The sequence below is a fragment of the Massilia oculi genome, from assembly GCF_017582745.1.
Taxonomy (GTDB): Bacteria; Pseudomonadota; Gammaproteobacteria; order Burkholderiales; family Burkholderiaceae_D; genus Telluria; species Telluria oculi_A.
Map to the genome: position 1 here is coordinate 59,656 of NZ_JAFVIM010000021.1, position 24,263 is coordinate 83,918.

18 protein-coding genes are annotated in these 24,263 nt (G+C 66.2%); 11 read left to right on the plus strand and 7 right to left on the minus strand.

Annotated features, from left to right (window positions below; genetic code table 11):
- Positions 1 to 930 (plus strand): ACP S-malonyltransferase, encoded by a 930-nt coding sequence (locus tag J3U95_RS21225; protein ID WP_208280641.1) that lies wholly within the window; start codon positions 1 to 3, stop codon positions 928 to 930.
- A gap of 131 nt (positions 931 to 1,061) precedes the next feature.
- Positions 1,062 to 1,190, plus strand: a complete 129-nt coding sequence (locus J3U95_RS28580; RefSeq protein ID WP_267877804.1) for a hypothetical protein — start codon at positions 1,062 to 1,064, stop codon at positions 1,188 to 1,190.
- On the opposite strand, the gene J3U95_RS21230 is transcribed toward J3U95_RS28580, so the two are convergent.
- On the minus strand, positions 1,187 to 4,156 hold the full coding sequence (locus tag J3U95_RS21230; RefSeq protein ID WP_208280642.1) for a sensor histidine kinase: 2,970 nt from the start codon (positions 4,154 to 4,156) through the stop codon (positions 1,187 to 1,189). The genes J3U95_RS28580 and J3U95_RS21230 overlap by 4 nt on opposite strands.
- Positions 4,157 to 4,484: 328 nt before the next feature.
- On the opposite strand from J3U95_RS21230, the gene J3U95_RS21235 reads away from it, so the two are divergent.
- Entirely contained in the window at positions 4,485 to 5,735 is a 1,251-nt protein-coding gene (locus J3U95_RS21235; RefSeq protein ID WP_208280643.1) for an acetamidase/formamidase family protein, read from the plus strand.
- 4 nt (positions 5,736 to 5,739) lie between these two features.
- Here J3U95_RS21235 and J3U95_RS21240 read toward each other — a convergent pair whose 3' ends face one another.
- Together J3U95_RS21240 and J3U95_RS21245 are read right to left on the minus strand one after the other, a co-directional pair.
- Positions 5,740 to 8,058: an arylsulfatase gene (locus tag J3U95_RS21240; protein WP_208280644.1), complete on the minus strand. Its 2,319-nt coding sequence runs from the start codon at positions 8,056 to 8,058 to the stop codon at positions 5,740 to 5,742.
- A 106-nt stretch (positions 8,059 to 8,164) separates the two neighbouring features.
- Complete coding sequence (locus J3U95_RS21245; RefSeq protein ID WP_208280645.1) at positions 8,165 to 9,316, minus strand: GNAT family N-acetyltransferase; 1,152 nt, start codon at positions 9,314 to 9,316, stop codon at positions 8,165 to 8,167.
- A 64-nt stretch (positions 9,317 to 9,380) separates the two neighbouring features.
- Here J3U95_RS21245 and J3U95_RS21250 point away from each other — a divergent pair, with 64 nt between their 5' ends.
- Together J3U95_RS21250 and J3U95_RS21255 are read left to right on the plus strand one after the other, a co-directional pair.
- Complete coding sequence (locus J3U95_RS21250) at positions 9,381 to 11,429, plus strand: NAD(+) synthase (RefSeq protein ID WP_208280646.1); 2,049 nt, start codon at positions 9,381 to 9,383, stop codon at positions 11,427 to 11,429.
- 24 nt (positions 11,430 to 11,453) lie between these two features.
- Positions 11,454 to 11,792 carry a P-II family nitrogen regulator gene (locus J3U95_RS21255; protein WP_005669566.1) on the plus strand — a complete coding sequence of 113 codons (339 nt, stop codon included), beginning with the start codon at positions 11,454 to 11,456 and terminating at the stop codon, positions 11,790 to 11,792.
- Positions 11,793 to 11,825: 33 nt separating this feature from the next.
- Here J3U95_RS21255 and J3U95_RS21260 read toward each other — a convergent pair whose 3' ends face one another.
- Complete coding sequence (locus J3U95_RS21260; protein ID WP_005669569.1) at positions 11,826 to 12,431, minus strand: trimeric intracellular cation channel family protein; 606 nt, start codon at positions 12,429 to 12,431, stop codon at positions 11,826 to 11,828.
- Between the two features lie 103 nt (positions 12,432 to 12,534).
- Between J3U95_RS21260 and J3U95_RS21265 the strand changes: the two genes are divergently transcribed.
- Positions 12,535 to 13,575, plus strand: coding sequence for a DUF1176 domain-containing protein (locus tag J3U95_RS21265; RefSeq protein WP_208280647.1), 1,041 nt, complete (start codon positions 12,535 to 12,537; stop codon positions 13,573 to 13,575).
- On the opposite strand, the gene J3U95_RS21270 is transcribed toward J3U95_RS21265, so the two are convergent.
- The 3 genes from J3U95_RS21270 to trxB form a co-directional block, all read right to left on the minus strand.
- Positions 13,576 to 15,762: an ATP-binding protein gene (locus tag J3U95_RS21270; protein ID WP_208280648.1), complete on the minus strand. Its 2,187-nt coding sequence runs from the start codon at positions 15,760 to 15,762 to the stop codon at positions 13,576 to 13,578.
- Between the two features lie 166 nt (positions 15,763 to 15,928).
- On the minus strand, positions 15,929 to 16,609 hold the full coding sequence (locus tag J3U95_RS21275; protein WP_208280649.1) for a Smr/MutS family protein: 681 nt from the start codon (positions 16,607 to 16,609) through the stop codon (positions 15,929 to 15,931).
- Between the two features lie 24 nt (positions 16,610 to 16,633).
- Positions 16,634 to 17,602 carry a thioredoxin-disulfide reductase gene (trxB, locus tag J3U95_RS21280; RefSeq protein ID WP_208280650.1) on the minus strand — a complete coding sequence of 323 codons (969 nt, stop codon included), beginning with the start codon at positions 17,600 to 17,602 and terminating at the stop codon, positions 16,634 to 16,636.
- 217 nt (positions 17,603 to 17,819) lie between these two features.
- Here trxB and J3U95_RS21285 point away from each other — a divergent pair, with 217 nt between their 5' ends.
- The 5 genes from J3U95_RS21285 to serS all read left to right on the plus strand — a co-directional run bounded on the left by J3U95_RS21285 (position 17,820) and on the right by serS (position 24,175).
- On the plus strand, positions 17,820 to 20,282 hold the full coding sequence (locus J3U95_RS21285) for a DNA translocase FtsK (protein ID WP_208280651.1): 2,463 nt from the start codon (positions 17,820 to 17,822) through the stop codon (positions 20,280 to 20,282).
- Positions 20,283 to 20,284: 2 nt separating this feature from the next.
- A complete protein-coding gene (lolA, locus tag J3U95_RS21290) occupies positions 20,285 to 20,938 on the plus strand; it encodes an outer membrane lipoprotein chaperone LolA (protein WP_370662097.1) in 654 nt (217 codons plus the stop codon).
- Between the two features lie 86 nt (positions 20,939 to 21,024).
- Complete coding sequence (locus J3U95_RS21295) at positions 21,025 to 22,347, plus strand: replication-associated recombination protein A (RefSeq protein WP_208280653.1); 1,323 nt, start codon at positions 21,025 to 21,027, stop codon at positions 22,345 to 22,347.
- Positions 22,348 to 22,572: 225 nt separating this feature from the next.
- Positions 22,573 to 22,752 carry a hypothetical protein gene (locus J3U95_RS21300; protein ID WP_109344119.1) on the plus strand — a complete coding sequence of 60 codons (180 nt, stop codon included), beginning with the start codon at positions 22,573 to 22,575 and terminating at the stop codon, positions 22,750 to 22,752.
- A 127-nt stretch (positions 22,753 to 22,879) separates the two neighbouring features.
- Entirely contained in the window at positions 22,880 to 24,175 is a 1,296-nt protein-coding gene (serS, locus tag J3U95_RS21305; protein ID WP_208280654.1) for a serine--tRNA ligase, read from the plus strand.
- Positions 24,176 to 24,263: the final 88 nt, after the last annotated feature.

Here is a 24,263-nt window from a genome sequence, read left to right on the forward strand (position 1 = left end):
ATGGCGGGACGGCTCGCCATCCTGTGCCCGGGGCAGGGCGCCCAGCATGCAGGCATGTTCGAGCTGGCGCGCATGGATCCTGGCGCCAGCGGGCTGCTGGACGCATGGTTCGGCGACCCGCAACTGGCGCCGCTGCTGCGCGCTTCGGTGGAGAGCGAAGAACGTTTCGTCAACCGCGTCGCGCAGCCGTCGATCGTCGCGGCGACCCTGGCGATGTGGGGCGCCTTGCGCGCCCGGCTGCCAGAACCGGGGCTGGTCGCCGGCTACAGCATCGGCGAATTGTCGGCCTATGGCGTCGCCGGCGCGCTCGATCCGGGCGATGCGGTGAAGCTGGCCGCCGAGCGCGCGCGGATGATGGATGCGTGCCTGGAAGGCGAGGCCGCGCAAGCGATGGTCGCGCTGTCCGGCATGCCGGATGGGAGCGTGGAGGCACTGCTGGCCCGCTTCGGCTTTTATCCGGCGATCGTGACCGGCGACGATGCGCTGGTGGCCGGCGGTCCCGCCGCCCAGGGCGAGGCGCTGGCGGCAGCGGCGATGGCGGCCGGCGGACGCGCGACCGTACTGCCGGTGGCCGTGGCCTCGCACACGCCGCTGCTGCAGGGCGCCGTGGCGCCGTTCGCGGCGCTGCTGGAGAAGCAGCGCTGGACGGCGCCGGCCTTCCCGGTGTTGTCCGGTATCTCGGCCGAGCCCGTCACCGATGCGAAGAAGGCAATACGGGAGCTGCCGCGCCAGATTGCCGAGCCAATCCTTTGGCGGGAATGCATGGACGCGTGTGTCGAGGCTGGCGTGACGGTTGCGCTCGAACTGGGGCCCGGCGCCGCCCTTGCCCGTATGTTGCAATCGCGCCACTCTGGAATCGCCTGCCGCTCGGTCTCCGAGTTCCGTTCGCTCGATGGGATCTATAGCTGGCTAGGGAGGCAACTCGATTAACATTCACGAAGCTGATGTCTGATATTGCTACTCAGAATTGGAAGTTCTCCTGGGTCGCCTATATAACGGTTGCATAGCAGTCGTTATCGTAGGCGCCGCCGTTGTCGTCGGTGCAATTCAGGAGTCAGAACGTGAAAAAGATCGTCAATGCCCTCGTCGCTGCCGCCGGCAGCCGCGCCCGCGGCGTCCTGCGCAAGCAGGCGGAAGTCGCCCAGCCTTATCAGGTCGAGTACCGCTCGAACGCCGGCGGCTGGAACTAAGCAGTTTTTTGAGGCAGCGGCACGCTCAGTTCCACCAGCGTGCCATTGCCTGGATTGCTCTGTATGTCCAGCCGCGCGCCGATGTGCGCGGCACGCTCCCGCATCCCCACCAGGCCCCAGTGGCCGTCACGCCGCCCGAGGCCGATCCGCTCTGGATCCATGCCCTGGCCGTCGTCCTCCACCAGCACCGACAACTCACGCTTGCCATTGCCGATGGTCACGACGATGTGGCGCGCGCGCGCATGCGCAAACGCGTTGCGCAGCGCTTCGCAGGCAACCGCGCCCGCTTCGTCGACCAGTCCCTGATCGGCATCGCCTGGCGCGCCATCGCTGCGCAGCTCGAAACCGACCTCGGGATGCAGCAGGCGCAGGCTGGCGGCGCAGTCGCGCACGATATCCTCGATTGTCCGGGCCACGCGCAGCGCGTGCACCTCGTCGCGTCCCGCGTCGAGGGCCTTGCCGGTGTCGTCCAGGATCGACTGCAGCTCCCGGCGCGCGCCATCCTGCTCGGGCAGCCTGGCCGTGAGTTTGCGCAGACGCAGCAGCAGGAGGTAGACCGATTGCAGGAAGCTGTCGTGCAGGGTGCGCGCGATGCGCTCGCGCTCGGTGGTCCTGATCTCGACACGTTCGGTGATCCGGCGCGTCAGGTGGCGTACGCGCAGCCGGTACAGCATGACGAGCAGGGCGGCCAGCGCGGCCACTACGGCCAGCTTGAACGGCAGGGTCTGCACCACGGTCGGTTCGATCGTCATGCGCACGGCGGCGTCTTCGCGGCTTTGCACCCCGTCTTCGTTGAACGCGCGCACCCGGAACACGTAGTCGCCGGGCGCGACGTTGGTGTAGGACGTCGTGCGGCGGTTGCCGGCGTCGCGCCAGTCGGCGTCGACGCCCTCCAGGCGGAATTCGAAGCGCGTGCTTTCGGGCTGGCGCAGCGACGGCGCGGTGAAGCGCACACGGAAGCTTTGCGATCCCGGGGGCAGCCGCAGGTCGGCCGCCGCATCGAAGCGGGCGTCGTCGGTGCTGACGTCCAGCACGACCGGATGCGGCGGCGCGGGATTGCGGCGCAGGTCGGCGCTGTCCAGCCCCACGATGCCGCGTGACGAGATGAACCAGACGTGACGGCCGTCGCCGCTGTGCGCCGTCGGCACGCGCCACAGGATGCTGGCGCGGCCGGGATAGCCGTCGGCGGTGCCGAACAATTCGTAGCGCAGCGGCTGCCCTGGGTGGTCGAGCGCCCGCTGCCAGTCGGCGGCGCGCACGCGCACCACGCCCTTGATGCCGTTCAGCCAGCGGTCGCCATCGGCGGTGACCGCGATGCCGGAGACGCCGCGCAGCACATCGGCGTCGGCGCCGCGCAGCAGCTGCAGCTTGCCGTCCTTGAGCACCGCCAGGCCATCCACGCCGCCGATCGCCAGCCGCTTGCCGGGGAAGATGCCGGTGACGGTGCCGACCGGGCCGGCGTCGTAGGTCGCGCGCTTGCCGTCGCCATCCAAAAATACCAGCTCGCCATTGAAGCGCACCAGCCACAGGCGCCCCGGCCCGTCCGCCTGGCTGAAGTAGATCCGGTCCGGCAGCCCGATCTCGGCGCTGCGGCGCCATTCGCCTCGCTCCCAGGCGATCGCACCGAGGTCCGTCGCCGCGGTCCAGATTCGCTTGCCGTCGTCGAGCAGCCCGAGCAGGCGGCGCTCGACCGGCTTGCCATCGGCGCCCAGCGGCAGCGCGATCGTTTCCACGGTATCGCCCAGCACGCGCGTGATGCTGCGACCGTCCGCCTTCAACAGCGCACCATCGCGGCCGCCGGCCAGCATGCGGACCGGCGCTCCCGGCGTGGCCAGCGGCACGCCATCCGCGCCCATGCGCCAGAGCTTGCCGCTGATTCGCTCCGCGATCCAGACGTTGCCGGCGCCGTCCGTCGCCATGCTGTAGAAGTGATCGGTGAGATCCAGGCTGGGCGAGGGAACCAGGAAGCGCTTGGGGCGGAACTGGTTCAATCCGTTGTGCGCATGGACCCAGATATTGCCTTCGCGGTCTTCGAGGATGCCCAGGCTTTCCTGGCCCGTCATGCCCTCGGCGCTCGGTATGCGCTCGTCGGCAACGCGCGTCACATGCAGGGCGGCCGGATGGCGCGCCATGTCATGGACCAGGCAGATCTTGTCGGGGCAGGCGAGCGACCACAGCGTGCCATTGGAAGCGAACTGGCCCGCCACGCGCGAGACGACGGCGCCGATGCGCGCCGGCCGCGCCTTCACTGCCCCGGCCTCGGCAAGGCGCACCGACGGTCCGCCGTAGGCGCCCAGCAGCCATACGTCGCCATTGGGCCGGATTGCCAGCCCGCCGCGCAGCGCCGATACCTTCTCGAAGCGTCCGCGCGCGCGGTCGAGACGGTATGCGCCGTCCGGACCGGCGGCCCAGAGCCGGTCTTCCTGGTCGAGCAGCATGCTGTAGAAGGCGTCGTGCATCCACGGCGCGCCGTCGTCGAGGGTCGTCCACTGCCCGTTGGCGTAACGGCGCACGCCGGCGCCGATGGTCCACAGGCTGCCATCGCGGTCGACGACCATTGCCAGCGGGACCGTGCGCCGGTAGTCGGCGGGCGCCGGCAGCAGCTCGAAGCGGCCGTCGGCGCGGATGACGCCGACGTCCTTGGGATGGTAGGCAATGTACAGGTCGCCGCTGTCCGCGGCATGCAGTTCGAGCGCCGGCATGTGCGCGAGTTCGGGATGGCCGGCCGGCGCATACCGCTCGAAGCCCACCCCATCGAAGCGGAACAGGCCGTCGCCACCGCCCACCCACAGCCAGCCATCGGTGGTCTGCGCCAGGCCGGTGATGTCGGACGGCGCGCCATCCAGGTGGGTCCAGACCGTATGCCGGTAATCCTTCAGGCCGCGCGCGTCCGCGGGCACGCAGAACAGGAGCGCCGCGATCGGCAGTGCAGGGATCAGGCGAAGCAGGGCCGGTAGCGAGAGCATGAGCGAAGCATCCTTCTGGAGGGATCGGTGCGTTTGCATTATGTGGCAATCGACCCGTGCAGTCACCATGGGAGATGGACGGATGGTCTATCGGCGTCGCGCAGGAGCCGGCGCACGGGCAGGTCGGGCGTATCGCGCCGGTACTCAGTGATAATACTTAGTTGCTGGATTGTTGCGTTCTGACGAATCACTTTGGAATACTTTGTGCACTCATCAGGCCTCCGGGCGCACTTTCATGGTGCATCCGACAGGGAAACACGCCGAGCGGGGTCTGGCATGCATGTTGCTGATACAGGGATTCCTGCTCAACAGTTCTATCGGAGTACATATGAAGTTCCGCACAATCACCCTCATGACCGCACTCGCCATCGCCTGCCTGGGCCCGGCATCCGCATCCGCCCAGGACGGCGCCGGCTTCCCGCTCCAGCCGCTGGCCGACAAGCCAGGCCGCATCGTCGTGCCGGGCACCCAGCACGAGGTGTACTACGTTCCGTCGACCGTCGACACTGTCCAGTGGGGCTATCTGCCCAATGCGACGACGAAGCCGGTGCTGTCGGTCCCGTCGGGCGCCACGATCGTGTTCGACACGCTGTCGCACGAAGGCATGGTGGAGGACCAAGGCCGCGACCCGGTCAAGTACTTCGGCAGCAAGGGCATTCCGGCGAATATGGTGCTCAAGGACGCGATCGCCATCACCGGCTCGAACATGGCCCACGACTTTTACAAGGACGGCCCGCACATCGTGACCGGACCGGTCGAGATCCAGGGCGCCGAACCGGGCGACGTGCTGAAGGTGGAACTGCTGTCGGCGGTCCCGCGGGTGCCGTATGGCGTCGTGTCGAACCGCCACGGCAAGGGCGCGCTGCCGGGAGAATTCCCGGAAACGCCGAAGCCGCTGGCGAACGCCTCGGCGGCCAACCCGTCCGCCTATCACAACGTGTCGGTGTTCACCCCGATCCGCCGCGACAAGGATGGCAAATGGGAAGGCGTGATGAAGACGAAGGACGGCACCGAGGTGACGTTCCCGACCGCGCCATTCATGGGCACGATGGGCGTGGCCGCGGCGACCACCGACAAGGTCCATTCGGTTCCGCCGGGTCTGCATGGCGGCAATATGGACATCAACGACCTGGGCGTCGGCACCACCGTGTACTTCCCGGTGCTGGTCAAGGGCGCCAACTTCTATACGGGTGACCCGCACATGGTGCAGGGCGACGGCGAAGTCGCGCTGACCGCGCTCGAGCATTCGCTGCGTCCGACCTTCCGCATCACCTTGCTCAAGAAGGGCGACAAGGCCATCCCGTCGAGTTCCGGCAGCCTTGGCCGCCCGATGGGCGAGACCCCGGACCACTGGGTGACGATCGGCCTGAATCCCGACCTCGACGAGGCGATGAAGGACGCGGTGCGCGAATCGATCCGCTTCCTGACCGAGGTGCTGGGCATGGACCGCGCCACCGCCTACGCCTACCTGAGCGCCGCCTCCGACTTCCAGGTGAGCCAGGTCGTCGACGGCACCAAGGGCGTGCACGGGATGATCCGCAAGTCGGACTTCATCAACGTCACCAGCAAGAAGCGCTAGACCCTCAGTCGCGCGCCATGGCGGCGACCAGGTGCGTCTCGACGTCGACGTACAGGTCGCTGCCGACGTCGAAGACCACCTTGTTGATCTTGCCGCCCGAGAAGGCGAACTTGGCCCGGTAATCGCGCGACACGCCGTCGCCCGAATCGTAGCCTATGCACAGGCCTTCGCCGGTGATGGCGAAGTGCCCCGTCATCGTGCGGATCTGGGCTTCGGCCACGACCTGGTCATCGACGTACAGGCGCGCCGGTCCATACGATTCCTTGTATTCGCCCATCCTCTCCTTGGTAAACTCGACGCCGACCACGTGTTTGCCGGAGCGGGGCGCATCGCCGACCAGGCGCTGCTCGGGAGGGATCCCGAGGAAGTTGTAGACGTAGATGAGCTTGCCGTTCTTGACGAACAGCGCATGGCCGCCGAAGCGCGAGCCGTGGGCAAAGAGGATGCCCTGGCTGTCGGCAGTGAACTCGACGTCCGCCAGCACCTTGAACGAGACGCCGTGGGTATTGGCGGCGGAATGTTCGGGCACGGTGCTGGTGCCCGGGTAATAGGCGTACTGGCGGCTCGGCGGCACGGGCGGCTTGAACTCCATCTTGAGGATGCCCATGACGCCCAGGTCGCACAGCGGCAAGACATCGTATTTCCTTGCCTCGCTCATCCACAGCGCGGCCATCTCCTCGACTTTGTCCGGGTGCTGGCCGGCCAGGTCGCGCGCTTCGGAACGGTCTTCGTCCGTATGGAACAGCTGCCAGCGGTCATTGTCGAAATTGCCGATGTCAGAAAAGGGGCCGTGTTCGGTGACCGCCTTCCAGCCCTTGTGCCAGATGCCGCGGGTACCGAGCATCTCGTAATACTGGGTCTCCTTGTGCGTCGGCGCATCAACGTCATCGAAGGAGTAGCGCATGGAGACGCCCGGCAGCGGCGTCTGCGGCACGCCATCGACCGTGTCCGGCATCGCCACGCCGCAGCATTCGAGGATGGTCGGCACGATGTCGGTGCAGTGGTGGTACTGATGACGCACTTCGCCGCGCGCCCTGATGCCCTTGGGCCAGCAGATGACGAGCGGATCGGCGACGCCGCCCTGGTAAGAATAGCGCTTGAACATCCGGAACGGGGTCGAGAACGCTGCCGCCCAGCCGGTCGGATAATGGTTGTAGGTCGCCGGCGTGCCCAGCTGGTCCAGCATCGCCAGGTTCTGGCCGATATCGTCGGGGAAGCCGTTGGCGAACTTGCCTTCGTTGATCGAGCCGTTCGGGGATCCCTCGCCAGAGGCGCCATTGTCGGCGCAATACATGACCAGGGTGTTGTCGAGCTGCCCCGATTCCTCCAGGTAGTCGACGATGCGGCCGATCTGCACGTCGGTGTACTCGGACATGGCGGCGTACACTTCGGCCATGCGGCTGAACAAGGCCTTCTCCTCGGCGCTCAGCGTGTCCCACGGACGCACCGCGTCGAGTGGGCTGAACGTGCCTTCACGCATGGGGTTGAGCGGCGTGAGCCCGGTGCCCTGCGGAAGAATGCCCTTGTCGATCATGCGCGCGAGCGCCCAGTCGCGATACGCCTCGTAGCCGTCGTCGAACCAGCCCTTGTACTTGTCGATGTATTCCCTGGGCGCGTGGTGCGGCGCGTGGTTGGCGCCCGGGCAGAACCACAGATACCAGGGCTTGTCAGGCTCGGTCTGGCGCGAGTCGCGGATGAATTCGAGCGCCTTGTCGGCCAGGTCCTTCGACAGGTGGTAGCCTTCTTCCGGCGAGTACGGCGGCTCGACGTAGTGGTTGTCTTCGGCCAGGTCGGGATACCACTGGTTGGTTTCGCCGCCGATGAAGCCGTAGTAGCGGTCGTAGCCCATCGCCAGCGGCCAGCGCTTCTTGGACGCGCCCATGGTCCATTCGTCGACCGGCACATTATGGTTCTTGCCGACCCAGAAGGTGCTCCAGCCGGCCTCGCGCAGCACCGTGGCCATGGTGGCGCACTGCGGCGGCACGTGCGAGTTATAGCCGGGGAAGCCGCTGACAGTCTCGGAAATCGTGGCGAAGCCGTTCTGGTGGTGGTTGCGGCCGGTCAGGAAACACGAGCGCGTGGGCGAACACAGCGCCGTCGTATGCCATTGCGAGTAGGTCAATCCCGCGTCGGCCAGGCGCTTGAGCGTCGGCATCTCGATGCGGCCGCCGAAGGGTTCCCATGCCGCCAGGCCGGTATCGTCGTACAGGATGACCAGCACGTTGGGCGCACCCAGCGGCGCGCGCCGGGCCAGGAACGGTTCCCAGTCCGGCGTGGAGTCGCGCACGTCGAGTTCGATTACACCTTTGAAATCGGGGTTCATGTCCGCTCCTTTCGCGCTTCGGCTGCGCGGCATCTTCGCAGTCTAGGCGGGCAGTGCGCGCGCCGCCATTGGACCATTGCCGCACGCGGCGAGCGGCGCTCGCCCGTCAGCGCGTCCGGAACGGGTTGCGTTCGTTCAGCTCATCCATGTAGTCGTCGATCCCTCCCGCCTCGCGCTCCAGGAAGCGTTCGACCGCATCCGCGAACGACGGATGCGCCAGCCAGTGCGCCGACCAGGTGCGGGTCGGCAGGAAGCCGCGCGCCATCTTGTGCTCGCCCTGGGCGCCGCCCTCGAAGGTGGCGATGCCCTGCTCGATACAGAATTCCAGCGGCTGATAGTAGGCGGCCTCGAAGTGCAGGCAGGGCAGGTGCTCGAGCGCACCCCAGTAGCGGCCGTACAGCGTGTCCTGGTCGTGGATCACCAGCGAGGCCGCGATCGCCCGGCCTTCCTTCTCGGCGATCACGAGCAGGATATTGTCGGGCATCGTTGCTCCGATGCGCAGGAAGAAATCCAGGTTGAGGTAGGGCGTCGAGTGGTGTTCGCGGTAGGTGTTGCGGTAGCAGCGGTTGAACAGCACCCAGTCCTCACGCGTGGCGTCCACGCCGCGGACCCGGCGCATGGTCACGCCGGCCTCCATGACCTTGCGCCGCTCGGCGCGGATGTTCTTGCGCTTCTTCTGCTCGAGCGTGGCCAGGAACTCGTCGAAGCTGCGGTAATCCTGATTGAGCCAGTGGAACTGCACCCCGCTGCGCAGCAGGAAGCCGGCGTTGCGCAGCTGCTCTGCCTCGTCCTCGGGCGGGAACAGTACGTGGGTCGACGACACCTCGGTCGCCCGCTGGGTGGCGCACAACACGTCGACCAGGGCGGCACGCGCCCCGGCATCGCGCGCCAGCAGGCGCGAACCGGCCACCGGGGTAAATGGTATGGCGCTCAAGAGCTTGGGGTAATAGTCGAGCCCATGGCGTTGATAAGCGTCGGCCCAGGCCCAGTCGAACACGTATTCGCCATACGAGTGGCCCTTGACGTACAGGGGCAGGGCGGCGGCCAGCACATCCTGCTCATCGAACAGCAGCAGGAATTGCGGCTGCCAGCCGGTGTCGGGCGAGGCGCTGCCAGAGGCGTGCAGCGCATGCAGGAAGGCGTAGGAGAGGAACGGCGTCGGCGCCGCCTGGGCCTGGACCAGTGCGTCCCAGGAGGCTTGGCCTACTTCGGACAGATCGGAAACGATATGCGTGCGATAATTCAAAATTGCTTCCATTGACGAGGTGAGTGACGACAGGCACCGATGCAGCCTCGACCTGTCTCACTGCGAAGATCATTTTATGAACAGCCCATTCTTCAATCTCTATTCGCACCATTTCGCCCGCGTCGCGGTGGCCATCCCGCGCGTGCGGATCGCCGACCCGGCGTATAACGCCCTGCAGACCATCCTGCTCGCGCGCCAGGCTGCCGGGCAGGGCGCGGCCCTGGTCGCATTCCCCGAACTGGGCCTGTCCGCCTATACCTGCGACGACCTGTTCCACCAGCGCGCGCTGCTCGACGCCTGCCTCGAGGGCCTGGCGGCCATCGTCGAGGAATCGAAAGCGCTGCCGCTGGCCATGGTCATCGGCATGCCGCTGCGGGTCAACCACATGCTGTTCAACTGCGGCGTGGTGGTTGCGGGCGGCAAGGTGCAAGGCGTGGTGCCAAAGAGCTTCTTGCCTAATTATGGCGAGTTTTACGAATCCCGGCAGTTCACCCCCGCGGATTGCGCGGCGGTCGACCAGATCGACCTGTTCGGCGCGCTCGTGCCGTTCGGCCCGAACCAGCTGTTCGAGGTCGCCAACCTGCCGCTGCTGCGCTTCCACGTCGAGATCTGCGAGGACGTCTGGGTACCGGTGCCGCCATCCTCGTTCGCGGCGATGGCCGGCGCCACGGTGCTGGTCAACCTGTCGGCCTCGAACGTCGTGGTGGGCAAGAGCGGCTACCGCCACCAGTTGGTCGCCCAGCAGTCGGCGCGCTGCATGGCGGCCTATCTGTACACCTCGGCCGGCCGCGGCGAATCGACCACCGACATGGCCTGGGATGGGCAGTCGCTGATCTACGAGAAGGGCGAGCTGCTGGCCGAGTCCGAGCGCTTCGCCGACGATTCGCACATCATCTATGCGGACGTCGACCTGGACCGCCTGTCGACCGAGCGCATGAAGGCGACCACCTTCGCCCAGTCGGTGCGGCGTCACGCGAACGAGGTGTCGAACTTCCGCGTGATTGGCTTCGAGCTCGACCTGCCTTTGGATCGCATCCTGCCGCTGGCACGGACGATCGAGCGCTTCCCCTACGTGCCGGCCGACCGCGCACGGCGCGACGAGCGCTGCACCGAGGTCTATAACATCCAGGTGCAGGCCCTGATCCAGCGCCTGTCGTCGAGCGGCATCCAGAAAGTGGTGATCGGCGTCTCGGGCGGACTCGATTCGACCCATGCGCTGCTGGTCTGCGCGAAAGCCATGGACCGCCTCGGCCTGCCGCGCACTAACATCCTGGCCTATACGATGCCGGGCTTCGCGACCAGCGGCCGCACGCTCAGGCAGGCGCGCGACCTGATGGCGGCGGTCGGCTGCAGCGCGCAGGAGATCGACATCCGCCCAAGCTGCATCCAGATGCTGAAGGACCTCGGCCATCCCTACGTCGAAGGCAAGGCCGAATACGACATCACTTTCGAGAACGTGCAGGCGGGCGAGCGCACCAACCACCTGTTCCGCCTGGCGAACTTCCATAACGGGATCGTGATCGGCACCGGCGACCTGTCCGAGCTGGCGCTGGGCTGGTGCACCTACGGCGTGGGCGACCATATGTCGCACTACAACGTCAACGCCAGCGTGCCCAAGACCTTGATCTCCTACCTGGTGCGCTGGGTGGCCGAGACCGGCGACGTCGTGGGCAGCCAGGCGCAGGTGCTGCTCGACATCCTCGACACCGAGATCAGCCCCGAACTGGTGCCTGGAGGCGAAAACGACGACAAGCCGGCGCAAAGCACACAGGACCGGATCGGCCCCTACGAGCTGCAGGACTTCAACCTGTTCTACACGCTGCGCTACGGCTACAAGCCGAGCAAGACGGCCTTCCTCGCGTATTCGGCCTGGCAGGATCGCGAACTTGGACGCTGGCCCGAGGAACTGGGCACGCGCAACCAGTATGACCTTGGCGCCATCAAGCGTAACCTGTCGATCTTCCTGTTCCGATTCTTCAAGACCAGCCAGTTCAAGCGTTCCTGCGTGCCGAACGGACCGAAGGTCGGCAACGGCGGCTCGCTGTCGCCGCGCGGCGACTGGCGCGCGCCGTCCGACTCCGAGGCCACCGTGTGGCTGGACGACCTGGCCAACATCCCTGATTAACCCGTATCTGAAAGGACCTGCACCATGAAACAGATTACCTGCGTGATCAAGCCGTTCAAGCTCGACGAAGTGCGCGAAGCGCTGGCCGAGGTGAACGTGACCGGCCTGACCGTCACCGAAGTGAAGGGCTTCGGCCGCCAGAAGGGCCACACCGAGCTGTATCGCGGCGCCGAATACGTGGTCGACTTCCTGCCGAAGGTGAAGATCGAGGTGGTGGTGGACGATCCGATGGCCGAGCAGGTGGTCGACGCCATCATCAAGGCCGCGCGCACTGGCAAGATCGGGGACGGCAAGATCTTCGTGCAGAACGTGGAGCAGGTGATTCGTATTCGTACTGGCGAGACCGGCGCGGACGCGGTGTAAGGGCATTCGGGGCGGCGTTCACCGCCCCATGTTTTACCGTCCCATCCGCATATCGAACTTCCACGTCAGCAGCCGCAAGCCGCTGATGAACAGGCAGCTCGACCACAGCGCGAAGTCGTGCGACACGCCGTATTTACCCATCAGCAGGAACAGCCAGTTGCCGAGGAAGGCGCAGATCGCATACGGTTTGCCGTCACGAAATACCATCGGCACTTCGTTGCAGACGATGTCGCGCAGCACGCCGCCGAAGATCCCGGTAATCACGCCCATCATCGAGGCGATGAAGATCGGCATCTCGGCCGCCAGCGCCGCCGAGGTCCCGGCGATCGAGAACAGGCCCAGTCCCACCGCGTCGGCGACCACGATCAGGCGTTCCGACACGATCTGGCGCAGCGTGCGGATCAGGGGCGACGCCACCAGCGCCAGCACGAAGATCGCGATCGCGTATTCCTGGTGGGTGACCCAGAACAGCGGACGCTTGTCGAGCAGGATATCGCGCAGGGTGCCGCCGCCGAAGGCGGTGATGAAGGCCACCGTGAAGACCCCGACCAGATCCATGCGCTTGCGCCGCGCCTCGATGAAGCCGGAAAACGCGCCGACCAGGATCGCCATGATTTCGATGAACTTGATGAGGGTCATGCAGCAGCAGGAAGCGGGAAGTGTTGTTAGACTACCATGCGCCTGCAGACTTACGTAAGGTAAATCTGCGCCCCTGCCAACGACAACGGAAAGACCTCCGCGCATGCGCTTCGCCATGATTCCGATGGCGGCCCTGGCCGCCGCCCACTACGCCATTCCACTGCATGCGACCGGGTTGCCGCAACTGGCCTTCCAGCACCACGACTGGGAACTCGCCTGCGACAACACCCGCACCTGCCGCGTCGCCGGCTACCACGCGGAGGACGGCCGCAATCCGCCGCTGTCCGTTCTCCTGGAACGCAAGGCTGGCCCGGACGAGCCCTTCGTTGCCAAGCTGCGGCTGGGCGAGTCCGATGACGGCATCGATCTCCCTGCAACGCTGGCAATGCAGGTCGACGGCCGCGTGCTCGGCACGGTGGAGCTGAAAGGCGAGGAGTCGATCGGCCGCCTGAACGCTTCCCAGGCCCAGGCGCTGCTGCGCGCGGTGTCCGGCGCCGGCAAGGTGAATTGGCGTGCCAACGGCCGCACCTGGACCTTGTCCGGCAAAGGCGCGTCGGCGGTCCTGCTCAAGATGGATGAATTCCAGGGCCGCCTCGGCACGCCGGGCGCCGCCATGCGCAAGGGCGGCAGGCCGGAGCGGGACGTGTTGCCGGCGCTGCCGGCGCCGCTCGTCACGGCGTCGCAGGTCGCGGCCGGCGAGCTGGCGCCCCCTGGCAAGGAAGAAGAACGGATCCTGCTGGCGACCCTGCGCAAGACCGCCGGCAACGAGGATTGCGCCGACCTCGAGGCGATCGCCACCGGCGAGAGCAAATTCACTTATGCGCCGCTCACGTCGATGACGATGCTGGTCTCGGCGCGCTGCTGGCGCGGCGCCTACAACGAAGGTCACGGCTATTGGGTCGCTAACCGTAAGCCGCCGTTCTCCCCGCATCTGGTGACGCAATCGGGCACCGACTACGACAAGGGCGTCATCGGCGCGGCGCACAAGGGCCGCGGCATCGGCGACTGCTGGGGCCACGACGAATGGGTGTGGGACGGCCGGCGTTTCGTGCACACGGCATCGAGCACGACCGGAATGTGCCGCGGCATCGCCGCTGGCGGCGGCTGGACGCTGCCGACGCTGGTCAGCCAGGTGCGGCGCTGATCAGGCGTCGACCAGCGGCAGGCGCAGGGTGAACACCACCCGCTCGTTCTCGTAGCGGTAGGCGATCTCGCCGCTGTGCTCGCGCACGATCTGTTGCGCGATGTACAGCCCCAGGCCCATGCCGGTGCGGTTGCGCGGATTGTTCAGCGAGGCGCGCTTGAAGGGATTGAACAGGGTCGCCACGGTCTCCGGCGGGATCGGCTTTCCCGCATTCGATACCTCCACCGAGGCTGCGCCCTCGCGCGCGCGCAGGCAGACCGTGATCGGCTGGCCCGGCTCGCCGTGGTGGCGTGCATTGCTTAGCAGGTTGGACAGCACCTGGGCCAGGCGGCCGCTGTCGGCATTCACGGTGGCCGGGTCGTCGCACACCAGGTCCAGCGGGATCGACGGATAAGCCAGGCGCGCCTCGTCCATCAGGTCGACCAGCAAGGCCTTCAGGTCGACCGGCTCGAGCGTCACGCCCAGGCCCATGCCGCGGTCGATGCGGCTCATGTCCAGCACCTGGCTGATCATGCGCTGCATGCGGTTGGTGGAGGACTGGATGCGCTTGCCGAGGGTCGGCTGGCTGCTGCCGGTGCCGCTGGCGCCGCCGGTGCGTTCCAGCACCATGCCGGCCATATTGATCGAGTGTAGCGGGTCGCGCAGGTCGTGGCCGAGCATCGCCAGCAGCTGGGCGCGGGTGGCCTCGGTCTGCGAGCGGTGCGCGTTCACGGCGCGCACCAGTTCGGCGAGGGTCAGGCGGGAATTGGCCAGCACGCTGTGCTCCCAGGGGTGGGCGCAGCCGCGGACCGTCTCGTGCCAGGCGTCGAACGAGCCGCGCGGCGTCAGGCGCGCGCCCAGCGGGCCGATGGCTTCGATCTTGTCCGGACGGCCGCCCCAGGCCACGGTCTCGATCTGCTCGACGCGCAGCAGGATGCACCAGCCGTGGCCGAGCGGGTCGAAGGGCAGGGCCAGCAGGCCGACCCACTTGCCCAGCCGTTCGCGCAGGTCCTCCGGCCAGTCGGCGCGCATCTCGCGCGTCACCAGGTCGTGCTGGTTTTCCGGCAGCGAGGCAACGATTGCCTCGGCCAGGCCGGCCGGCAGGTCGCCGTGGGTGGCGATCTTGCCATGCTGGGTCGCCACCATCGCCTGCGCGCCGCTTGCCGTCATCAGCGCCCGCGCGTGTTCGCCCAGTGCGTCGAGCGGGTCGTCGTCGAGCAGCAGCGATTCGACCAGCGCGGTGCGCACGCGCGCCGACTGTTCGGCCAGCGAGGCGTCTTCGCGCGACTCGATGCTGTGGATGGTCGAGGCCATCACCTGGGCCAGCACGTCGGCCGCCATGCGGATCGCATGCGGCACCAGCTTGGGCGCCATGTGGTGGCAGGCGATCAGGCCCCACAGGCGGCCGTTGATCACGATCGACACGCTCATCGACGCCCGCACCTGCATGTTCTTGAGGTATTCGACGTGCACCGGCGAGACGCTGCGCAGCACCGCGAAGCTCATGTCCAGCGGCCTGGCGCCCGGCGCGCCGCACAGGGGCACGGCGGCGTAGTCCATGTCGGCGATCATGCGCAGGGTGTTGAGCGTGTACAGGCGGCGCGCCTGGGCCGGGATGTCTCCCGCAGGGTATCGTTGTCCGAGATAGGGCACCAGGTCGTCGCGCCGGCTCTCGGCCACCACGTCGCCGCTGTCGTCGGCGCGGAAACGGTAGGCCATCACGCGGTCGAAGCCGGTGAACTCGCGCACCTGCTGCACCGCCGAGGCGAGCAGGGCGTCGATGGTCTTCTGGCGCCGCAGCCGGTCGATCGAGCCGTGCGCCTTGATCGCGAAGCGCGACACTTCCTCGCTCGAGGTCTCGCGCAATTCGAATTCGGCCACGATGCGTCCGGCTTCGGCGTGCACCACGCAGTCATAATCGGCGTCGCCGACGCGCAGGCCGGCCACCAGCGGCGCGGCGTCGTCGTCGCCCTGCGCGGCGATGCAGTCGGCGATGGCGTCGACTGCGTCAGCCGGCAGGCCGAGGTCGGCATAGGGCAGGCCGAGCGCGGGCGCGATGCCGAGCATTGCCGGCGCGTTCATGCTCCATCCTTCGAGCCGGCCGTCTTCCTGGAAGAACAGCAGGGCGCCGTGCGGCTGGATGGAGCCCGGGATGTGGATCGGTTCGTCGGCGCAGGATTGCAGGTCGACCTGCCGTCCGTGTTCCATTGGAACTGCTTGCGTCGCGTTCAATTCACACATCCCCTTTGCGGTCAGTCCGGAAATGTCCGGGTACGAGGCATTCTACAATTAACAGACAATTTCTGGCGGAATTGCCCGTTTGAAATGAGCGATTGTCACACGAGATGGAGCATAGCGTCCAACGCGCGCAACATCAATCGTGCAGGGCGGGGCGCAGCAGGGCGATCAGGGCGCCATGGCCGCCGTCGGTGCGGCCGGCGGCGCAAAAGGCGATGACTTCGTTTTTTTGCACCAGCCAGCTGTGCACGATGCTGCGCAGCACCGGTTCACCTTTGGGCGAACCGTAGCCGATGCCGTGGATGATGCGCACGCAGCGCACCCCGCGCCGGTTGGCGCGATGGAGGAAATCGGTGAGGGCGTCGCGCGCGCCGTCGCGGGTCAGGCCATGCAGGTCGAGTTCGTCCTGGATGGGCCAGTGGCGCTTGCGCAGCTTTTTCACGACGTCGGGGCCGACGCCGTCGCGGGCATAGCTCATGGACGGGTCTTCGTCGAGCATGCCCTCGACGTCGAACAGGTCGGACAGTTCATCCGACATCGAGGCGCGCAACACGTCCGCCGTTTCTTCCTCGGGGGAGAGTTGCGCACGCGCTTGCGCCGCGCGGTTGGGCGCGACGTACACCGGGCGGTGGACGTAGCGGTCCGATTCGGGCAGCTTGTGCACGCCTTCCATCGAGGTGCGGAATTCGACCGCCCGCTCGCGCGCGATACGTTCGCGCTTCTCGCGTTCGGCCTGCTCGATGGCGCGCACGCGCTCCTCTTCCTTGAGCCGGTCGCGCAAGCCTTTCAGCTCGCCGAAATCCTTCATGCCCGCCATCGCCTGCTGCCTTTTTTACCGTGATTACTTTGGATCGTCTTCCAGCGCTTCCAGGTAGCGCTGGGCGTCGAGCGCGGCCATGCAGCCGGTGCCCGAGCTGGTGATCGCCTGGCGATAGATGTGGTCTTGCACGTCGCCGGCGGCGAACACGCCCGGCACGCTGGTGGCGGTCGCCATGCCTTCCAGGCCCGACTTGGTCACGAGGTAGCCGCCGCTGTGCATCTCGAGCTGGCCTTCGAAGATACCGGTGTTCGGCTTGTGGCCGATTGCCACGAACAGGCCGTGCACGTTCAGTTCCTTGGTCGCGCCATCAAGCGCCGACTTCAGGCGCAGCGAGGTGACGCCGCTCTGGTCGCCCAGCACTTCGTCGAGGGTCTGGTTCAATTCCAGGACAATCTTGCCTTCGCTGACTTTGTGCATCAGGCGATCGACCAGGATCGGCTCGGCGCGGAACTTGTCGCGGCGGTGGATCAGGGTGACTTTCGAGGCGATGCCGGCCAGGTACAGGGCTTCCTCGACGGCGGTATTGCCGCCGCCGATGACAGCGACTTCCTGGTTGCGGTAGAAGAAGCCGTCGCAGGTGGCGCAGGCCGACACGCCGCGGCCCATGAAGGCCTGTTCCGACGGCAGGCCCAGGTACTGGGCCGAGGCGCCGGTGGCGATGATCAGGGCGTCGCAGGTGAAGGTATGGCTGTCGCCCACCAGGCGGATCGGTTTTTCGTTCAGGTAGGTCGTGTGGATGTGGTCGAACACGATCTCGGTGTTGAAGCGCTCGGCATGCTGCAGCAGGCGCTGCATCAGCTCCGGACCCTGCACGCCCAGCGGATCGCCCGGCCAGTTCTCGACGTCCGTGGTGGTCATCAGCTGGCCGCCCTGCTCGACGCCGGTCACCAGCATCGGCTTCAGGTTGGCGCGGGCGGCGTACACCGCGGCGCTGTAGCCGGCTGGCCCGGAACCGAGGATGAGGACTTTGGCGTGTTTGGTAGTAGTCATGGCGGCGCTCTTTGCTTCACGTGGTTGTTATATGGACACACGGCAATTGGGGGCGGCCTGACAGGAATCAAGGGGCCACCTGACTCTGGCTGAGGGTGTCCGAAGAGCGCCGATTATAGTCGATCATGCTGATGTGCATGAATCGTAGGGGCAACGCGGCCGTATATCGCTTAGAATGGGTGGATCGTCGATAGTACTTACTTCCGCAGTACCTGTAATGAGCAAGAATAGCCAAGCCAGCACCTCCGGATACACCCGCACCCAGGCCAGCGCCGCCGCCCGCCGTCCGCTGCCGGGCCGCCTCGCGCGCCTGCTGTCCGAGGCGCGCTGGATCGCCGGCGCCGTCGCCTTCCTGTATTTCGTCCTGATCCTGATCAGCTACAGCAAGCTCGATCCCGGCTGGTCGCACGCCAACGTGGTGCCGCGCATCGCCAACCTGGGCGGGCGCGCCGGCGCCTGGCTGTCCGACCTGCTGCTGTTCATCTTCGGTTTCTCGGCCTGGTGGTGGGGCGTGATCTTCCTGCGCCAGGTCTGGCGCGGCTGGCGCCGGCTCACCGACAAGCTCGGCACCAAGGTGGAAGAACCGCACCACGGCGAGATGTACGTGCGCTGGATCGGCTTCGCCCTGATGTTCGCCGGCAGCGTCGGCCTGGAATACCTGCGCATGTGGTCGTGGGACGTCGAGCTGCCGCGCGCCCCGGGCGGGGTGCTGGGCCAGCTGATCGGCCACGCGAGCCACGTCGCCTTCGGCTCGACCGGCGCGACCCTGCTCCTGCTGCTGCTGTTCTTCCTGGGCTTTTCGCTGTTCTTCCAGGTGTCGTGGCTGAACGTGGCCGAGCGCATCGGCGCCGTGTTCGACGGCACCATCGACTGGTTCCGCCTGCGCATGGAAGACATCGAGGACCGCCGCCATGGCGAGGCCGCCGCCGTCAAGCGCGACGAAGTGGTGGTCAACGAGCGCGCCAAGTTTACCGAAAAGCATGCCGACAAGCCGATCCCGGTCGTGAAGACCGAGCCATCGCTGGAGATGGCGCCGCCGGCCCCGAAACCGGCTGCCGCTCCGGCTTCGGCGCCCCTGGCGTCGGCCCAGGCGGTGGCGCCAAGCATCAAGATCGAGCCGCAGATGGTCAGCGTGCCGAAATCCGAGCGCGCCGAGAAGGAACGCCAGTCGCCGCTGTTCCAGGACCTGAATGGCGAATCCGGCCTGCCGCCGCTGGCCCTGCTGGACGATGCGCCGGCGGCCCAGGAAACGGTGGCGGTCGAGACGCTGGAATTCACCAGCCGCCTGATCGAGAAGAAGCTGTCCGACTTCGGCGTCGAAGCCAAGGTCGTGGCCGCCTATCCGGGCCCGGTCGTGACCCGCTACGAAATCGAGCCGGCCACCGGCGTCAAGGGCAGCCAGATCGTCAACCTGGCGCGCGACCTGGCGCGTTCGCTGTCGCTGACCTCGATCCGTGTGGTCGAGACCATCCCCGGCAAGAACTATATGGCCCTCGAATTGCCGAATCCGAAGCGGCAAATCGTGCGCCTGACCGAGATCCTCGGCTCCAAGGTGTATGGCGACAGCGCTTCGAGCCTGACCGTGGCCCTGGGCAAGGACATCGCCGGCAAGCCGGTGGTGGCCGACCTGGCCAAGATGCCGCACCTGCTGGTGGCGGGTACCACCGGTTCGGGTAAATCGGTCGGCATCAATGCCACCATCCTGTCGCTGCTGTATAAAGCCGATCCGGCCGACGTGCGCCTGATCCTGATCGACCCGAAGATGCTGGAGATGTCGGTCTACGAAGGCATTCCGCACCTGCTGGCGCCGGTGGTGACCGATATGCGCCAGGCCGGCCATGCGCTGAACTGGGCGGTCAACGAGATGGAGCGCCGCTACAAGCTCATGAGTAAACTCGGCGTGCGCAACCTGGCCGGCTACAACGGCAAGATTCTCGAGGCCGCCAAGCGCGAGGAGCACATTCCGAACCCGTTCTCGATCACGCCGGACGCGCCCGAGCCGCTGGAAAAACTGCCGACCATCGTCATCATCATCGACGAGCTGGCCGACCTGATGATGGTCGTCGGCAAAAAGGTGGAAGAGCTGATCGCGCGTATCGCCCAGAAGGCGCGCGCGGCCGGCATCCACTTGATTCTCGCTACCCAGCGCCCGTCGGTCGACGTGATCACCGGCCTGATCAAGGCCAATATCCCGACCCGCATCGCGTTCCAGGTTTCTTCGAAAATCGACTCGCGCACGATTCTCGACCAGATGGGCGCCGAGACCCTGCTGGGCATGGGTGACATGCTGTACATGCCGCCCGGCACCGGCCTGCCGATCCGCGTGCACGGCGCCTTCGTGTCGGACGACGAAGTGCATCGAGTTGTAAAACATCTGCAGGAGCAGGGCGAACCCAATTATATTGAGGGCATCCTCGAAGGCGGCACCCTGGAAGAAGGTGGCGCCGACGGCGCGGTGGCGGGCGAGGGCGGCGGGGAATCCGACGCCATGTACGACCAGGCGGTGCAGGTCGTGCTCAAGAACCGCAAGGCCTCGATTTCGCTGGTGCAGCGTCACCTGCGCATCGGCTACAACCGGGCCGCCCGCCTGATCGAGCAAATGGAGCAGAACGGCATGGTGTCGCCGATGCAGTCGAACGGCAATCGCGACATCCTGGTGCCGACTGCCAGCGCCGAATAACAATAAAGGAATTCCGGATGCAAGCAATGACCAAATTCAGTTTTGCCGCGCTGGTGGCCGCGAGCGCCTTCGCCTTTTCGGGCATGGCGAGCGCCGCCGCCCTCGACCAGTTCAAGTCCTTCGTCGCCTCGACCCAGTCGGCCAAGGGCGAATTCACCCAGCAGCAACTGGGTAAATCGAAGAGTGGCAAGGCCACGCCGGCCTCGAGCGGCAGCTTCGTGTTCGCGCGCCCGGGCAAGTTCATCTGGACCTACCAGAAGCCCTACGAGCAAGTGCTGCAGGCGGACGGCGAAACCCTGTACATCTACGACAAGGACCTGAACCAAGTCACTACCCGCAAGCTCGGCAATGCCTTGGGCAGCTCGCCGGCCGCGATCCTGTTCGGCAGCAACAAGCTGGAAGAAAACTTCACGCTGAGCGAAGCCGGCGCGCGCGACGGCATGGAATGGCTGAACGCCACGCCGAAGGCCAAGGACACCTCGTTCGAGCAGATCAGCATCGGCCTCAAGGGTGGCGTGCCGATGGCGATGGAATTGAAGGACACCTTCGGCCAGACCTCGCGCCTGACCTTCACCAACTTCCAGCGCAACCCGCAGCTGGGTGCGCAGCAGTTCAAGTTCACGGTGCCGCAGGGCGCCGACGTCGTGAGCCAGTAAGCCATTAACGGGGTGCGCGCGCCGCGCGGCCCCGTCGTGCATCGGCTACACTACGCCCATGCACAACCTTTCGCCTTTCCACATCCATGTCCACGGATGACCTGTTCAAGACCGAGCCGGCCGCGCCGCTGGCCGAAGCCCTGCGTCCGCGCACCATCGACGAGGTGGTTGGCCAGAGCCACCTGCTGGGCCCCGGCAAGCCGCTGAACCTGGTCTTCAAATCCGGCAAGCCGCATTCGATGATCCTGTGGGGTCCGCCGGGCGTGGGCAAGACCACGCTGGCGCGCCTGACCGCCTACGCCTTCGACTGCGAATTCATCGCGCTGTCGGCGGTGTTGTCGGGTGTCAAGGATATCCGTGCGGCGATCGAGCAGGCCGAGCAGTACCTGGCCCGCGGCAAGCACACGATCCTGTTCATCGACGAGATCCACCGCTTCAATAAATCGCAGCAGGATGCCTTGCTGCCGTTCGTGGAAAGCGGCCTGGTGACGCTGATCGGCGCCACCACCGAAAACCCGTCGTTCGAAGTCAACTCGGCGCTGCTGTCGCGCTCGCAGGTGTACGTGCTGAAGGCCCTGACCGACGTCGAGATGCGCCAGCTGCTGGCGCGCGCCCGCAAGGAAGCGCTGCAGCACCTGGAATTCGACGAGCTGGCAATTGACACCCTGGTCGGCTATGCCGACGGCGATGCGCGCCGCTTCCTGAACCTGCTCGAGCAGACCAGCACCTCGGCCAATACCGCCGGCACCAATCGCATCACCGCCGAGTTCGTCGAGAACGCGCTGACGCTCAATGCGCGCCGCTTCGACAAGGGCGGCGACAATTTCTACGACCAGATATCGGCCCTGCACAAATCGGTGCGCGGCTCGCACCCCGACGCCGCCCTGTACTGGCTTTGCCGGATGCTCGACGGCGGCGCCGACGCCAAGTACCTGTCGCGCCGCATCGTGCGCATGGCGTGGGAAGACATCGGCATCGCCGATCCGCGCGCGATCCAGTTGGCCAACGACGCCGCCGCCACCTATGAACGGCTCGGTTCGCCCGAAGGCGAGCTGGCGCTGGGCCAGGCCGTGGTTTATCTGGCGGTCGCATCCAAGAGCAATGCCGGCTACAACGCCTTCAATGCGGCGATGGCCTTCGTGCGCAAGGACAAGTCGCGCGAGGTGCCGGTGCATTTGCGCAATGCGCCGACCAAGCTCATGAAAGAGCTGGGCTATGGCCACGAATACCGTTATGCGCACGACGAGCCGAACGCGTACGCGGCCGGCGAAACCTATCTGCCGGATGGGATGCCAGAACCCGGCTGGTACCAGCCGGTGCCGCGCGGGATCGAGAGCAAGATCGCGGAGAAGCTGGCGTGGTTGCGCAGCCTTGACGACGAGGCGCGCGCCAACGGAGACGGTTCGTAGGCATGCGTATGGCGCCGGCGAGCCCGGCGCCAGTTCTTCCTCCTTCCTTTCTTCCTTCAACGGCGCGCAATGCGCCGGCATCTCGCGCTTGGTCCCGCATTGATGCATTCTGCGCCGCGTTTCATGCGCTTCGTCGCAAGTCGATGGCGATTCCAGGGGCTGGTGGCTAAAGTACCACCATCGCAAAGCAATTCGCGAATCAACCTAACCCCTGAAGGAGCCATCATGAACATCCGTAAAAACTTCGAAGCCCTGTTCCTCGCCGTCGCCGCCCTGGGCCTGGTCGCCAGCTTCGCCACCGCCAACGAGCGTCCGGTCGAGATCGCCGCATCGACCGTCCCTGCCATCGACATGGCCAGCATCCAGACCGTGATCGTCAGCGCACCGCGCCTGGCAGTCCGCTAAAACCGGCGCAAGCCGGTTTTAGGGGCAGCTTGACGAGGCCCCGGCAGCATGGTTGCCGAATCTCGCAAATAATGTCGGTCGGCTTGGTACAATTGTGTTTTCGATACACAGCCCAGTCCAACCAGACATGATTGACATCCAACTTCTCCGCAAAGACATCGACAACGTCGCCGCCCGCCTGGCGACCCGCAAGTACCAGCTCGATGTGGCCAGTTTCAATGCGCTGGAGGCCGAACGCAAGGCGATCCAGACGCGCACCGAAGAACTGCAGGGCAAGCGCAATTCGCTGTCGAAGCAGATCGGCATGCTGAAGGGCAAAGGCGAAGACACGACGGCCGTGATGGCCGAGGTGGCCGGGCTGGGCGACGAGCTCAAGGCCAACGAAGTGGCGCTGGGCGAGGTCCAGGCCAAGCTGGCGAGCTTCATCGCCGCGCTGCCCAACCTGCCGCACGAGAGCACCCCGGAAGGCAAGGACGAAAGCGCCAACGTCGAAGTGCGCAAGGTCGGTACGCCAGCCGCGTTCGACTTCGAGGTGCGCGACCACGTCGACATCGGCGAGCGCCTGGGCCTGGACTTCGAGACCGCGACCAAGGTCACCGGTTCGCGCTTCTCGATGATGAAGGGCGGCATGGCGCGCCTGCACCGCGCGCTGGCGCAGTTCATGCTTGACAGCCACACCGGCCAGCACGGCTATCTTGAATGCTACACCCCGTACATGGTCAACGCCGATTCGCTGCGCGGCACCGGCCAGCTGCCGAAGTTCGAGGCCGACCTGTTCTCGGTGAAAAAGGGCGGCGCGGAAGGCGAGGGCGAGAACTTCTACCTGATCCCGACCTCCGAAGTCTCGCTGACCAATGTGGTGCGCGACGAGATCGTGGCGCTGGACGAATTGCCGATCAAGATGACCGCGCACACCCCGTGCTTCCGTTCCGAAGCCGGCAGCTATGGCCGCGACACCCGCGGCATGATCCGCCAGCACCAGTTCGACAAGGTCGAGCTGGTCCAGGTGGTGCATCCGGAGCAGTCGTACGCGGCGCTGGAAGAGATGGTCGGCCAGGCTGAATTCATCCTGACCTCGCTCGGCCTGCCATACCGCGTGATGCAGCTGTGCACCGGCGACATGGGCTTCTCGGCCGCCAAGACCTATGACCTCGAGGTGTGGCTGCCGGCGCAGAACACCTACCGCGAGATTTCGTCGCTGTCGAACTGCGAAGCCTTCCAGGCGCGCCGCATGCAGGCGCGCTTCCGCAACGCCGCCGGCAAGCCGGAACTGCTGCATACCCTGAACGGCTCGGGCCTGGCCGTGGGCCGCACCCTGGTGGCGGTGCTGGAGAACTACCAGCAGGCCGACGGCAGCGTGATCGTGCCGGAGGTGCTGCGTCCGTATATGGGCGGGCTGGAGCGCCTGGCGCCGGCTGCCTGATCGCTTGCCGAAGGAGGGGATGTCACTTCGGTGCAATTTCCCCTTCCATTTTTCGGGAATGTGTCTATAATGGCGGTCTCTTGCAGCC

Bases quoted from the DNA above. Each gene is read 5' to 3' on its own strand.
- J3U95_RS21240 (WP_208280644.1), bottom strand. From the start codon at position 8,058: ATGAACCCCGATTTCAAAGGTGTAATCGAACTCGACGTGCGCGACTCC.
- J3U95_RS21260 (WP_005669569.1), bottom strand. From the start codon at position 12,431: ATGACCCTCATCAAGTTCATCGAAATCATGGCGATCCTGGTCGGCGCG.
- trxB (WP_208280650.1), bottom strand. From the start codon at position 17,602: ATGACTACTACCAAACACGCCAAAGTCCTCATCCTCGGTTCCGGGCCA.
- J3U95_RS21245 (WP_208280645.1), bottom strand. From the start codon at position 9,316: ATGGAAGCAATTTTGAATTATCGCACGCATATCGTTTCCGATCTGTCC.
- J3U95_RS21250 (WP_208280646.1), top strand. From the start codon at position 9,381: ATGAACAGCCCATTCTTCAATCTCTATTCGCACCATTTCGCCCGCGTC.
- J3U95_RS21235 (WP_208280643.1), top strand. From the start codon at position 4,485: ATGAAGTTCCGCACAATCACCCTCATGACCGCACTCGCCATCGCCTGC.
- J3U95_RS21275 (WP_208280649.1), bottom strand. From the start codon at position 16,609: ATGGCGGGCATGAAGGATTTCGGCGAGCTGAAAGGCTTGCGCGACCGG.
- J3U95_RS21230 (WP_208280642.1), bottom strand. From the start codon at position 4,156: ATGCTCTCGCTACCGGCCCTGCTTCGCCTGATCCCTGCACTGCCGATC.
- J3U95_RS21285 (WP_208280651.1), top strand. From the start codon at position 17,820: ATGAGCAAGAATAGCCAAGCCAGCACCTCCGGATACACCCGCACCCAG.
- J3U95_RS21270 (WP_208280648.1), bottom strand. From the start codon at position 15,762: ATGGAACACGGACGGCAGGTCGACCTGCAATCCTGCGCCGACGAACCG.
- J3U95_RS21265 (WP_208280647.1), top strand. From the start codon at position 12,535: ATGCGCTTCGCCATGATTCCGATGGCGGCCCTGGCCGCCGCCCACTAC.
- J3U95_RS21300 (WP_109344119.1), top strand. From the start codon at position 22,573: ATGAACATCCGTAAAAACTTCGAAGCCCTGTTCCTCGCCGTCGCCGCC.
- serS (WP_208280654.1), top strand. From the start codon at position 22,880: ATGATTGACATCCAACTTCTCCGCAAAGACATCGACAACGTCGCCGCC.
- J3U95_RS21255 (WP_005669566.1), top strand. From the start codon at position 11,454: ATGAAACAGATTACCTGCGTGATCAAGCCGTTCAAGCTCGACGAAGTG.
- J3U95_RS21295 (WP_208280653.1), top strand. From the start codon at position 21,025: ATGTCCACGGATGACCTGTTCAAGACCGAGCCGGCCGCGCCGCTGGCC.
- J3U95_RS21225 (WP_208280641.1), top strand. From the start codon at position 1: ATGGCGGGACGGCTCGCCATCCTGTGCCCGGGGCAGGGCGCCCAGCAT.